Source organism: Leifsonia sp. NPDC058230 (assembly GCF_042882245.1).
Lineage (GTDB): Bacteria > Actinomycetota > Actinomycetes > Actinomycetales > Microbacteriaceae > Leifsonia.
Genome location: NZ_JBHVWM010000001.1, coordinates 1,063,983 through 1,077,099 on the forward strand (window position 1 = coordinate 1,063,983; position 13,117 = coordinate 1,077,099).

At 70.5% G+C, this 13,117-nt stretch carries 9 protein-coding genes; all 9 read left to right on the forward strand.

Features of this window, described 5'->3' with window-relative positions; all coding sequences use genetic code 11:
* The first annotated feature begins 14 nt into the window (after positions 1-14).
* The 9 genes from pta to ACFVV0_RS05410 all read left to right on the forward strand — a co-directional run bounded on the left by pta (position 15) and on the right by ACFVV0_RS05410 (position 12,958).
* On the forward strand, positions 15-2,156 hold the full coding sequence (gene pta / locus ACFVV0_RS05370; RefSeq protein ID WP_387059252.1) for a phosphate acetyltransferase: 2,142 nt from the start codon (positions 15-17) through the stop codon (positions 2,154-2,156).
* Complete coding sequence (locus ACFVV0_RS05375) at positions 2,153-3,346, forward strand: acetate/propionate family kinase (protein ID WP_387059255.1); 1,194 nt, start codon at positions 2,153-2,155, stop codon at positions 3,344-3,346. Before pta ends, ACFVV0_RS05375 begins: the two co-directional genes overlap by 4 nt.
* Before the next feature lie 28 nt (positions 3,347-3,374).
* The gene (locus ACFVV0_RS05380) at positions 3,375-4,727 is read left to right on the forward strand and encodes an acyl-CoA thioesterase/BAAT N-terminal domain-containing protein (RefSeq protein ID WP_387059259.1); all 1,353 of its coding nucleotides are present in this window, start codon (positions 3,375-3,377) and stop codon (positions 4,725-4,727) included.
* Positions 4,724-6,025 (forward strand): acyl-CoA thioesterase/BAAT N-terminal domain-containing protein, encoded by a 1,302-nt coding sequence (locus ACFVV0_RS05385; protein ID WP_387059262.1) that lies wholly within the window; start codon positions 4,724-4,726, stop codon positions 6,023-6,025. Before ACFVV0_RS05380 ends, ACFVV0_RS05385 begins: the two co-directional genes overlap by 4 nt.
* Positions 6,022-7,287, forward strand: a complete 1,266-nt coding sequence (locus ACFVV0_RS05390; protein WP_387059265.1) for an acyl-CoA thioesterase/BAAT N-terminal domain-containing protein — start codon at positions 6,022-6,024, stop codon at positions 7,285-7,287. The genes ACFVV0_RS05385 and ACFVV0_RS05390 overlap by 4 nt, the downstream gene beginning before the upstream one ends.
* Before the next feature lie 75 nt (positions 7,288-7,362).
* Positions 7,363-9,687 (forward strand): DNA polymerase III subunit gamma and tau, encoded by a 2,325-nt coding sequence (locus ACFVV0_RS05395; RefSeq protein ID WP_387059268.1) that lies wholly within the window; start codon positions 7,363-7,365, stop codon positions 9,685-9,687.
* A 3-nt stretch (positions 9,688-9,690) separates the two neighbouring features.
* The gene (gene recR / locus ACFVV0_RS05400) at positions 9,691-10,287 is read left to right on the forward strand and encodes a recombination mediator RecR (RefSeq protein ID WP_387059272.1); all 597 of its coding nucleotides are present in this window, start codon (positions 9,691-9,693) and stop codon (positions 10,285-10,287) included.
* Between the two features lie 222 nt (positions 10,288-10,509).
* Positions 10,510-11,799, forward strand: a complete 1,290-nt coding sequence (locus tag ACFVV0_RS05405) for an aspartate kinase (RefSeq protein ID WP_387059275.1) — start codon at positions 10,510-10,512, stop codon at positions 11,797-11,799.
* Positions 11,800-11,881: 82 nt separating this feature from the next.
* Complete coding sequence (locus ACFVV0_RS05410; protein ID WP_387059278.1) at positions 11,882-12,958, forward strand: aspartate-semialdehyde dehydrogenase; 1,077 nt, start codon at positions 11,882-11,884, stop codon at positions 12,956-12,958.
* Positions 12,959-13,117: the final 159 nt, after the last annotated feature.

Here is a 13,117-nt window from a genome sequence, read left to right on the forward strand (position 1 = left end):
GGGTCGACTGACCCGTGGCACGTTCGATCTTCATCACATCGGCCGAGGGCCACACCGGCAAGTCCACGGTGGCGCTCGGAGTCGTCGAAGCCCTGCTGACCGCGGTCGGCCGAGTGGGGGTGTTCCGCCCGATCGCCCGCTCCACGGAGGAGCGCGACTATGTCCTCGAGCTGTTGCTGAGCCGCATCACCGTTCCGCTCGACTACGAGGAAGCGATCGGCGTCACCTACGACGACGTGCACGCGGATGCGGACGCCGCGCTCTCCGAGATCGTCAGCCGGTTCCGCGCGGTCGAGGCCAAGTGCGACACGGTCGTGATCATCGGCTCCGACTACACGGATGTGGGCAGCCCGACCGAGCTCGGCTACAACGCCCGCATCGCGGCCAACCTGGGCGCACCTGTTCTGCTCGTGCTCGGCGGTCGCATCGGACAGGGTCTGGGCGAGCGCCTGGGGCAGGCGGCTCCTCGCACACCGGAAGATCTGCGTCAGCTCACCGACATCGCGATGGCCGAGCTGCGCGACGAGCACGCCTCGCTGCTCGCCGTCATCGCGAACCGGGCCGACCCCGAGAACCTCGATCGCATCGTCGCCGCGGTGTCGGCCGCAGTCTCCGCGTCCGCGCCGTCGGCATCCGTCGACGGCGGTCGGGATGTGCCGGTGTGGGCGATCCCGGAGGATCCGTTCCTGGTCGCTCCGAGCATCCGGTCGGTCATGGAGGCGACCGGGGGCACACTGCTCGCCGGAGACGAGGCGTTGCTCGCCCGGGAGGCCCTGGGCGTCGTGGTGGCGGCGATGTCGATGGACAACGTGCTGCCCCGACTCATCGAGGGCGCCGTCGTCGTCGTACCGGGCGATCGCACCGAGGTCCTGCTCGCCGTGCTGATGGCCAACGCCTCGGGCACCTTTCCGTCGATCGCGGGCATCCTGCTCAACGGCGGCTTCGACCTGCCCGAGCCGATCGAGCGCCTCATCTCGGGCCTTCGCTCGACCCTGCCGATCATCAGGACCGACCTCGGCACGTACGACACCGTCGTGCGCATCATCCACGCCCGCGGCCGGCTGGCTGCCGACTCGCAGCGCAAGTACGACACGGCGCTCGCCCTGTTCGAGCGCAACGTCGACGCGGATGTGCTCCTCGCGCGTCTCGATGTGAGCCCGCGCTCCGTGGTGACCCCGCTCATGTTCGAGTACGACCTCCTCGAACGGGCCCGCGCGGCGCACAAGCACATCGTGCTCCCCGAAGGCGAGGACGACCGCATCCTGCGCGCCGCCGCGACCCTGCTCGCCAGGAACGTGGCGCGGCTGACGATCCTCGGCGAGCCGTTCGAGGTGCGCTCGCGTGCGGTCGAGCTGGGCCTCGATCTCTCCAAGGCCGAGGTGCTCAGCCCGTTCGACGACGTGCTCCGGGCGCGGTTCGCCCAGGAGTACGTGAAGCTGCGCGCCCACAAGGGCATCACCCTCGATCAGGCGTCCGACACGGTCACCGATTCGTCGTACTTCGGCACGATGATGGTGCATCTCGGACTGGCCGACGGGATGGTGTCGGGGGCGGCCCACACGACGGCGCACACCATCCGGCCAGCGTTCGAGATCATCAAGACCAAGCCGGACGTCTCGGTGGTGTCGAGCGTGTTCCTGATGGCGCTCGCCGACCGGGTGCTGGTCTACGGAGACTGCGCGGTCATCCCCGACCCGACCGCTGAGCAGCTCGCTGACATCGCGATCTCGTCGTCGGAGACGGCCCGGATGTTCGGAATCGAGCCGCGCGTCGCGATGCTCTCGTACTCGACCGGTGAGTCGGGAACGGGCGCCGATGTCGACAAGGTGCGGGAGGGCACGGCCCTGGTGCGGCAGCGCGCGCCCGAGCTCCCGGTCGACGGCCCGATCCAGTACGACGCTGCGGCGGATGCCGCGGTCGGCGCGGCGAAGCTGCCCGGCTCCGCGGTGGCGGGCCGGGCGACGGTGTTCATCTTCCCCGACCTCAATACCGGCAACAACACGTACAAGGCGGTGCAGCGGAGTGCAGGAGCGGTCGCGATCGGCCCCGTGCTGCAGGGTCTCCGCAAGCCGATCAACGATCTCTCCCGCGGCGCTCTCGTGGACGACATCGTCAACACCGTCGCGATCACGGCGATCCAGGCGGAGCTGTCGTGAGCGCCGTCCTCGTCGTGAACAGCGGCTCCTCCTCGATCAAGTACCAGCTGATCGACATGCAGACCGAGCGTCCTCTCGCGAGCGGGCTCATCGAGCGCATCGGAGAGGGCGCCGGGCACACGACCCACGACGGGCCGAACGGCACCTCCGAGCGCTCGCTGGAGATCCCCCACCACACCGCCGGCTTCCGGGCGATGCTCGACGCGTTCGAGTCCGACGGCCCGAGCCTCGACGAGTTCCCGCCGGTCGCGGTCGGTCATCGCGTCGTGCATGGAGGAAAGCGGTTCTTCGAGCCGACCGTCATCACCCCGCTGGTCGAGATCAACATCGAAGACCTCAGCGACCTCGCGCCCCTGCACAACCCTGCGAACCTCGAGGGCATCCGCGCGGCGGAGAAGGCGTTCCCCGACGTGCCGCACGTCGCCGTCTTCGACACCGCGTTCCACCAGACGCTGGAGCCCGCGGCCTACACCTACGCGATCGACGCCGAACTCGCGAACAAGCACCGGGTGCGGCGCTACGGATTCCATGGCACCTCGCACAAGTACGTGTCGCAGAAAGCCGCGGAGTTCCTCGGGCTGCCTCTCGGCGAGCTGAAGCAGATCGTGCTGCATCTCGGCAACGGCGCCTCGGCCTGCGCGATCGACGGAGGCCGCTCGGTCGACACGTCGATGGGGATGACGCCGCTCGAAGGGCTCGTGATGGGCACCAGGTCGGGCGACCTCGACCCGGCCGTGCTCATCCACCTCGCGCGCAAGGCGCACCTCGACACGAACGCCCTCGACGAGTTGCTCAACCGCAGGAGCGGGCTGCTCGGCTTGTCGGGCCACCGGGACATGCGCGATGTGCAGAGGGCGGCCGACGACGGCGATCCGGATGCCCGGCTCGCCCTCGACACGTACCTGCACCGGCTGAAGCACTACATCGGTGCGTACATCGCGGTGCTCGGCGGACTCGATGTGCTGAGCTTCACCGCCGGCGTCGGCGAGAACGCGCCGGCCGTGCGTGCCGGGGCTCTGGCGGGGCTCGAGGGGCTCGGCATCCGCATCGACCAGTCACTGAACGCGCAGCGGGGGAGTGGCGTGCGCGTCATCTCCACCGACGACTCGCCCGTCACGGTGCTGGTCGTGCCCACGAACGAGGAGCTCGAGATCGCGCGGCAGACGCTCACGGCGGTCGGAGCCGGCTAGCAGCCGGCCAGAGGATGACGGTGCGGTCATGCGGTGGCGACGGGATGCGCGGCGGGCGGCGATCGTCGTCGCGTTCACGGTCATCGCCGGCCTGGTGCTCAGCGGATGCTCGGCACCGCCCGGCTCGCGCGGGCAGGTCGGGCCGCGCTTCGTGACGCCGCCGCTCATCCACTACACCTCCGTGCTCTGGCCCGTGCCGCTCCAGCTGATCGGTGCCGAGCCGGGCAGCCGCGTGCGGTTGGTGGCCTCGATGCCGACGCCCCAGGGGCGATGGTCGTCGGAGGCGACGTACACGATCCCGCTCTCCGGCACTCTCGACCTCGCGCGCGCCCGTCCGCAGCTCGCGCCGTTCGCGAGCCCCGATTCCGCCGGCCTGTTCTGGTCGTTGCGCGGTCCCGAGCTCAGTCCTTCCGCCCAGATCGAGAAGTGGATGGGATCGACGGCCGAGGTGACGATCGATGCGGTGCAGGGCGGGCGGATCGTGGCGAGCCGGCTGTTCCGACTCGACGGGCTCGGCGCGAACCTGCGGCCCTCGCGCGTTTACGACCGGGAGTTCGTCGAGGCCGCTGTGGCTGCGGGCGACCTGGAGCTACCGCAGCCGGAAACCGATCCGCCCTGGTCGGGCGGGCGCGAGACAGAACCGGTCGCCGACTTCTACAGCGCCCGATCCATCGAGCGCCCTCGCACTCCCGCGGTCATCGTCTTCGACGACACCTCGCCGGGGGCGTCCTCCGATTTCGTCGCACCTCTCCTCGCCGCTTTCGGCGCGGCGGTGCTCGTGCTGCCGTCGGGTGGAGCGGCCAACGGGGCGCAGACCGTGAACGCGATCAACGCCTCGACGGTCGAGGCCGCGCTCGACTGGCTCGACGCGCGCGACGACATCGACGGCCGCAACATCTTCGTCTACGGCTCCGGGCCGGCCGAGCAGTTCGCGCTCTGGTCGGCGGTTCGCTTCAGCGACCGGATCGTCGGCGCGTTCGGGTCGGGCGGCTCGACAGCACTCCTCTGTATGGCCGGCAGCCCCGTGTCCGCTGCGTTCGAGAACGGAATCGGTGTTCCCTGCCAGGCCGATGCGGGGAGGGTCGACCGAGGGTCGATCTTCGCCCTGGACGACATTCGCGGTCCGGTGGTTCTCGGCTGCGGGGGCCGGGACGAGGTGCTGCTGAACGCCTGCCGCTGGCTCGACGCGGCGGTGGAAGTGCGAGGCGTCCACGCCGGGGACGGGATCGTGCGTGCCCGGGATGCAGCGCATCCGATCACCGTGCCTCCGGGGCTCCCGATCGACCTGGCCGACCCGGTGACGGCCGAGGCGACCGAGCAGGCGCGGATCGCGTTCTGGAACGCTGTCGCCCGGATCCTGCTCAGGGCGGGGCGGTCATGACGAGACCCCGAACCTGGGCGCGCGTCGCAGCGGCCGCCGTGGCCGCGGCGCTGGTGGTCGGGCTCACCGGATGCGGGTCGGCAGGCGGCCTCGGATCGACCCGGTTCGTGGTGACCCAGCTGCGTTCCGGCATCACCGACCCGCTCGCCATCTCCGTCCTCGGATTGCAGGCCGGCCAGCCGCTCGTGCTGACCGCGACGGCCGAGACCGAGTCCGGCCGGTACCACTCCCGCGCCGTCTACGCCGTTCCGCCGGACGGCGAGGTCGACCTGTGGAACGCCCGTCCGCTCCTCGCTCCGTATTCGAAGCCCGACCCGGCCGGCCTCATCTGGAATCTCGACGGACCCTCCCAGAGCCAGGGCGAGCTCGAGACGGCCTGGGCGAGCGACGACCTGGACATCCGGCTCACCGCCGTGCAGAGCGGGCGCCAGGTCGCCGCGACCACCGTCCGGCGCACAGGGTTCGCCCATCAGGTCTCGACGCGCGCGATCTTCGCCGGCGACCTCATCCGCACGACGGCGGGAGGGTCGCCCGGAGGCACCACCTACGACGTGCGGATCGGAACATACTACGAACCCGACCCGGACCGGGAGGTGCCTCGTCCCGCCGTCGTGCTCATCGACGGCGACGAGGCCGGAGGGTCGGCGGCGTTCGTGGCCGCGCAGCTCGCCGCCAACGGATTCTCCACCTTCGTGCTCCCCGCGTTCGGGCCCGAGGGCCAGATCCCGGGATCCGCCGCGCTCTCGGTGGAATCGTTCGATCTCGCCATCAGCTGGCTGCGGCTGCAGCCGAGCGTCGACAGCGACCGCATCTTCACCTACGGCACCTGGCGCGCGTCGCAGTTGGCCCTCTGGTTCGCCTCCAACCGGCCCCAGCAGATCTACGGCGCCATCGCGGCGAGCGGCACCACAGCGCTCCTGTGCACCTCGGCCGCGCTGACGCCGGTGCTCACGGCGGACGGGCTCCCGGTGCCCTGTGAGGACCCGTCGCGCACGATCGCCGACACCGCGCAGTTGCGGCTCGACCGCATCCGGGGAACGGTCCTGCTCGCGTGCGGCGAGAAGGATGAGATCCTCGCGAACGCCTGCGACTGGCTTGCGGCGGGCCGCGCAGTTCGCGGTGAGCGGCCCGGCGACGTCTTCCACGTTGCGCCGGGTGCCGGGCACTCGATCAGCACACCGCCGATCGTGCCCGTCGGGCTGCAGGGTCTGTCCTCCGCGACGGCGCAGGCGACCGAGGATGCGCGCGTCGCCTTCTGGGCGCGCGCCATCGAGATGCTGCAGGCGGCTTCGCGATGACCACGCAGCGCTCTCTGCGCCCTCTCACCCGCTTGCTCGCGGCCCTCGCGGCCGTGCTGTTGAGTGTCACCGCGATCTCGGGATGCGCGGCCGCCTCCGGTCGTGTCGGCCCGCGCTTTCTCGTCGACGACAATCCGAGCGCGGCGTGGGAGCCCGTGCACATCCGGATCCGCTCCCTCCCGCCGGGGCAGCTCGTCACGGTGACCGCCACGGTGTCCCAGGGATCCGTGTGGTCGTCGCAGGCCGTCTACGCGGTGCCGGCCGACGGGATGGTCGACCTCGCGACACAGGCGCCCGTCGAGGCCCCGTTCACGGGAGCGGACGGGATGGGCCTGTTCTGGTCGCTCGCCAACGATTCGGGCGCTCCTGCGACGTCGGCCGACACATGGGGCGAATCGAGTATCACCGTCGACCTGGAGGCGTCCATCGGGGCCCGCACCGTCGCCAGAACGGGCCTGCACCGGATCGGGTTGAGCACGACGGTGAGATCCCGGGCGGTGTTCGACGACGGGGTGACCGGCTCCCTGTTCGAACCGCCGGTTCGGGCGACCGGACTCAAACCGGCGGTGATCCTCTTCGACAACACCGACAGCGGCCTGTCGACGGGCGGCCTCATCGCGTCGCAGCTCGCGGCGCTCGGCTACCCGACCCTGGCTCTGTCGACCTACGGATCGGCCGGCCGGCCGGATCCCGGCCACACCTTCGCTGCGGAGACCTTTCTCTCGGCCATATCCTGGCTGCGAACTCAGCCGGGCGTCGACCGCGATCGCATCTTCACCTTCGGCAGCTCGCGCGGAGCCCAGCTCGCCCTCTGGGCGGCCGTTGCGTTTCCGAACCTCGTCTACGGCGCGATCGCCCCGGCCGGAACGACCGGGCTGATCTGCAACTCCCCGGTTCCAAGCCCCGTGGTGACCCTCGGCGGCAGCTGGGTTCCGTGTACGACGGGCACGGCCGACGTGAGCCCGGCCGCGGTCCTCCCGCTCGGCGACATCGAGGGGCCCGTGGTGCTCGGCTGCGCCGGCAACGACGAGCAGCTCGCCAACGGATGCACCTGGCTGGCCGCCGGGCGGAAGGCCCGTGGCGAGCACGTCGGCGACGCCTTCGTCGTGGCGCCGGACGCCACGCACGTCTTCTACGTGCCCCCGTACACCCCGCTCTACCTCGCCTCCGCACACGCCCAGGCGACCGAGGATGCACGGGTCGCTCTCTGGAAGGCGATCGCTGCCGCGCTCTCCGCGCCCTCGAGCCTGCCGGGCCGCTGACCGGCCTCGTCGGGGTGTGGAAGCGCCGGGGACGACACCCAGGGTGATGTCGGCCGCGGGAAGTAGCATGAGGGGGTGGTTACCGCACTGTATCGCCGCTATCGGCCAGACACCTTCGCCGAGATGATCGGGCAGTCGCAGGTGACCGAGCCGCTCATGACGGCGCTCCGCACCAACCGGGTGAACCATGCCTATCTGTTCAGCGGTCCCCGCGGCTGCGGAAAGACGACGTCGGCGCGCATCCTCGCCCGCTGCCTCAACTGCGCCGAGGGCCCGACCGACACTCCGTGCGGAAAGTGCTCGAGCTGCATCGAGCTGAGCCGCGACGGCAGCGGATCCCTCGACGTCGTCGAGATCGACGCCGCCAGCCACAACGGCGTCGACGACGCCCGCGACATCCGCGAGCGCGCGATCTTCGCTCCGGCCCGCGACCGCTACAAGATCTTCATCCTCGACGAGGCCCACATGGTCACCCCGCAGGGCTTCAACGCTCTGCTGAAGATCGTCGAAGAGCCGCCGGAGCACGTGAAGTTCATCTTCGCGACCACCGAACCCGAGAAGGTCATCGGCACCATCCGCTCGCGCACCCACCACTACCCGTTCCGCCTGGTGCCGCCCGCGCAGATGCTCGAATACGTCCAATCGCTCTGCGACACCGAGGGCGTCACGGTCGCTCCCGGCGTCCTGCCGCTCGTCGTGCGGGCAGGCGGGGGCTCGCCCCGCGACACGCTGTCGCTGCTCGACCAGCTGATGGCGGGCTCCGAAAACGCCACCGTCGGCTATGAGCGCGCCGTCGCCCTCCTCGGCTACACCCACGCGGCTCTCCTCGACGAGGTCATCGATGCCATCGCGGCCCGGGATGCTGCGGGCGCGTTCAACGCCGTCGACCGCGTCGTGCAGACGGGTCAAGATCCGCGGCGCTTCGTCGAAGACCTCCTCGAGCGTCTCCGCGACCTCATCGTCGTCGCCGCCACCAGCGCCGAGGGCGCCGCGGCCGTGCTGCGCGGCATCCCGCAAGACGAACTCGACCGCATGAGCGTGCAGGCCGCGAAGTTCGGCGCGGCCGAGCTCTCACGCTCGGCAGACATCGTCAACGCCGCGCTCACCGAGATGACCGGCGCCACCTCTCCGCGTCTGCACCTGGAACTGATGATCGCGCGCGTACTCGTGCCGTCGAGTGACGAGACCGAGCGCGGTGCTCTCGCCCGCGTCGAGCGGCTTGAGCGCCGGGTCGGTGTGAGCGACGGCGTCGCGGCCGGGGCATCCGCACCGGCTGTGGCAGGGGCTGCTGCCGGCGCTGCTGCCGGCGTGCCTGCCGCCGCGGCCCCCGCTGCCGCGCCGCCCGTTGCAGCGACATCACCCGGACGAGCCGCTCCCGAGCCTGCGCCCCCATCGCCTCCGGCCGAAGCGCCTGTCGCCGCCCCCGTCGGGCCGGTCACCACGCAGCAGGTCAAAGACGCCTGGCCGCAGATCCTCGACGCCGTGCAGAAGGCGAAACGGAGCGCCTGGATGGTCGTCTTCACCGCGCAGGTCCGCTCGCTCAACGGGGATGTGCTCACCCTCTCCTTCCCCAGCGACAACGACGTGGCGAGCTTCAAGCAGCAGCAGTCCGGGGGAGCGCTCGGCGTGAGCGAATACCTCCGGCAGGCGATCGTCGACATCCTCGGCATCCGGGTCAAGTACATCGCGAGGGCCGACGGCGCGCCGTCCGGCCCTGCCAGTGGCGGTGGCGGTGGCGCTCCATCACCGGCGCCGGACGCGCCGAGTGCGCCGGGCGGTGCTGCGGCGTCCCCAGCGCCGACCGCTCCCGCGGGCACTGCGCCGGCCGCCGCGCCGACGGCCAGCGCCGCGACGGCCGCTCCGAGCACCTCGGCGGCCCCGGCTGCTGCGGCCCCGGCTGCTCCCGCCTCGGCTGCGGGCGCGGGCGCATCCGGAGCGACGACCGAATGGGCGACCGTCGCGATCCCGGGGTCGGGCGCATCCTCCGCCACCGTCGACACCGCCGTGCTCGCGCCGGCCGTTGCGCAGGTGTCCTCCCCGGCACGTCCGGCGACGGCTCCTTCGAGCCCGAACCGTTCGGCGGTCGGAACGCTCGAGCGCAACGACGAGCCGCCGTACGACGACGTCCCCCCTCCGGAGGAGACCGAGCCACCGTACGAGCCTCCCCTCCCCGAGGAGCCTGCAGGTGACTGGGACGCCGCTCCCGACACCTCGGCGGCGACCCGCGCGCCCGCGCGACAGGCTGCACCGGCGCGGCAGGCCGCATCCGCAGCCCCCGCCTCCGGCGCCCGCACCCCCACCTTCCAGGAGCCGCAACGCTACGGCGAGTCGGTCGTGCGCGAGATCCTCGGCGCCACGTTCATCGAAGAGCAGGCCGCTCCGCCTGCCGGATCGAGGTAGCGCGTGTACGAGGGCATCGTCCAGGAACTCATTGACGAACTGGGCCGGCTCCCCGGCATCGGGCCGAAGTCGGCGCAGCGGATCGCGTTCCACATCCTGCAGACCAAGACCTTCGACGTCACCCGGCTGGCCGAGGTGCTGCTCGAGGTGCGTGACAAGGTGCGCTTCTGCGAGATCTGCGGCAACGTCTCCGAGCAGGTGACATGCTCGATCTGCCGCGATCCACGCCGCAACCCGGCCCTGATCTGCGTGGTCGAAGAGGCGAAGGACGTGGTCGCCATCGAGCGCACCCGTGAGTTCCGCGGTCTGTACCACGTGCTCGGTGGTGCGATCAGCCCGATCGACGGCGTCGGACCGGACGACCTGAGCATCCGCCAGCTCATGCAGCGGCTTGCCGACGGCACCGTCCAAGAGGTCATCATCGCCACTGACCCCAACCTCGAGGGGGAGGCCACGGCCACCTACCTGAGCCGCCTGCTGACGACCCTGGAGATCCGGGTGACCCGCCTCGCCTCCGGACTCCCCGTCGGCGGCGACCTCGAATACGCCGACGAGGTCACCCTCGGGCGCGCCTTCGAGGGCCGCCGCGTCGTCTCCTGACCGTCCCGCCCGGCCGCGCGCCCGCCACCCGACCGCCCTCTCCACCCCAAAGTCGGAGAACCCGACCCGGGCAGCCCGACTCCTCCGTCATGACGGACGAATCACCGGCGTGGCGGTCGAATTCTCCTGCACTACGAACCTCTGTCACATGCCAGGCGAGGCACCCGGCCTTGGCTAGAATGAGATTTCCGGCTTTGACAGCCACCTATCCCAGGAGTGCCCGTGGCCCTTATCGTGCAGAAGTACGGCGGATCGTCCGTCGCCAACGCCGAGAGCATCAAGCGCGTGGCGAAGCGGATCGTCGAAACCCGTAAGGGCGGAAACGAGGTCGTCGTGGCCGTCTCGGCGATGGGCGACACCACCGACGAGCTGGTCGACCTCGCACACGACGTCACGCCCATCCCCGCGCCGCGTGAGCTCGACATGCTGCTCACAGCGGGCGAGCGCATCTCGATGGCGCTGCTGGCCATGGCGATCCGCAGCATGGGCTATGACGCCCGCTCGTTCACCGGCAGCCAGGCCGGCATGATCACGGATGCGCAGCACGGCGCGGCGCGCATCGTCGACGTCACGCCAGGCCGCATCCGGGACGCACTCGACGAGGGTGCGATCGCCATCGTCGCAGGCTTCCAGGGATTCAACCGCGACACGAAAGACATCACGACGCTCGGCCGCGGTGGATCGGACACGACCGCCGTCGCCCTGGCGGCCGCACTCGGCGCCGAGGTCTGCGAGATCTACACCGACGTCGACGGCGTGTTCACCTCCGACCCGCGCGTCGTGCCGAACGCCCGCAAGATCGACCGCATCACCAGCGAAGAGATGCTCGAACTGGCCGCGGCCGGAGCCAAGGTGCTGTATATCCGTGCCGTGGAATACGCCCGCCGCCACAACGTCACCCTGCACGTGCGCTCGTCGTTCAACAACACTGAGGGCACGCTCGTTCTCAACGAAGCAGCGGCCGCCGCCGCGAGACAGAAAGATGGAGAACACGTGGAAGAGCCCATCATCGCCGGGATCGCGACCGACCTGAGCGAGGCCAAGATCACCGTCGTCGGCGTTCCGGATGTGCCGGGCAAGGCCGCGCAGATCTTCAAGATCGTCGCGAAGACCGAAGCCAACGTCGACATGATCGTTCAGAACGTCTCGGCCGCTTCGACCGGTCTCACCGACATCTCGTTCACACTGCCCAAATCGGAGGGCCAGCGCGTGCTGACCGCCCTCAACGCCGAGCAGCAGGACGTCGGCTTCCAGGCCCTGCAGTACGACGACCAGATCGGCAAGCTGGCTCTTGTCGGCGCCGGGATGCGCACCAACACCGGGGTCTCCGCCAAGCTGTTCGCCGCGCTGTACGAGTCGGGCATCAACATCGAGATGATCTCCACGAGCGAGATCCGCATCTCCGTCGTCACCCGCGCCGACAGTGTGAATGAGGCCGCGCGCGTCGTCCACACCGCTTTCGGGCTCGACGGCGACACCCAGGCCATCGTCTACGCCGGAACCGGCCGCTAGCCGCGAATCGCGCCACGGCGGGAATCCCCGGGGCGCCTCCATCGTTCGACTTCTCAACACCACCGATCCGGAGGACATCATCGTGACCGAGACCACAGGACTGACCGTCGCCGTCGTGGGCGCCACCGGCCAGGTCGGCAGCGTGATGCGCCGCCTGCTCGAAGAGCGGGAGTTCCCGATCGCGCACATCCGGTTCTTCGCATCGGCCCGCTCGGCCGGCACGACCCTGCCGTTCCGGGGCGAGCAGGTCGTCGTCGAGGACGCCGCCACGGCCGACGTCGACGGCATCGACATCGCCCTGTTCTCGGCCGGTGCCACCGGCTCGAAGGCACAGGCACCGCGGTTCGCCGCGGCCGGCGCCATCGTCATCGACAACTCGAGCGGCTGGCGCATGGACCCGGATGTCCCGCTCGTCGTCAGCGAGGTCAATCCCGAGGCGATCGCGGATGCACGCAAGGGCATCATCGCGAACCCGAACTGCACCACCATGGCCGCCATGCCCGTGCTGAAGGTCCTCCACGAGGAGGCCGGCCTCGAGCGCCTCATCGTGAGCACCTACCAGGCGGTCTCCGGATCCGGTCTGGCCGGCGCCGAGGAGCTCGCGGGTCAGGTGCGCGCGGCCATCGCCGACGAGAACCTGCTGCAGCTCGTGCACGACGGGTCGGCGGTCGAGATGCCCGCTCCCGTGAAGTACGTGCGCCCGATCGCGTTCGACGTCGTCCCGCTCGCCGGCTCGATCGTCGACGACGGCGCGAACGAGACCGACGAGGAGAAGAAGCTCCGCAATGAGAGCCGCAAGATCCTCGGCCTGCCGGAACTGCTCGTGAGCGCCATCTGCGTGCGCGTCCCGGTGTTCACGGGTCACTCGCTCGCGATCAACGCGGAGTTCTCGAAGCCGCTCTCGCCGGCCCGCGCCGAGCAACTGCTCGCCAGCGCGCCCGGAGTGGTGCTCACCGACGTGCCGACCCCGCTCGAGGCCGCGGGCAAAGACCCGAGCTTCGTCGGCCGTATCCGCCAAGACGAAGGTGTTCCGAACGGCCGCGGGATCGCGCTCTTCATCAGTAACGACAACCTCCGCAAGGGTGCTGCCCTGAACGCGGTGCAGATCGCCGAGCTGGTGGCCGCCCGCCTGGCCGCGCCCGCATCCGTCACCGCCTGACCCGGCTGACTCCGTCTTCAGCGCCCTCGAGTCGCGGGGGGGGGGGGGGGGGGGGGGCGGGGGGCGGGGGGGGGGCGGCGGGGGGGGGCGGGGGACGGCGGGGCGAGCGGGGGGGCCGCAGCCCCGAAACCCCCGCAAGGAGAGGGGAGAAAAAGAAAA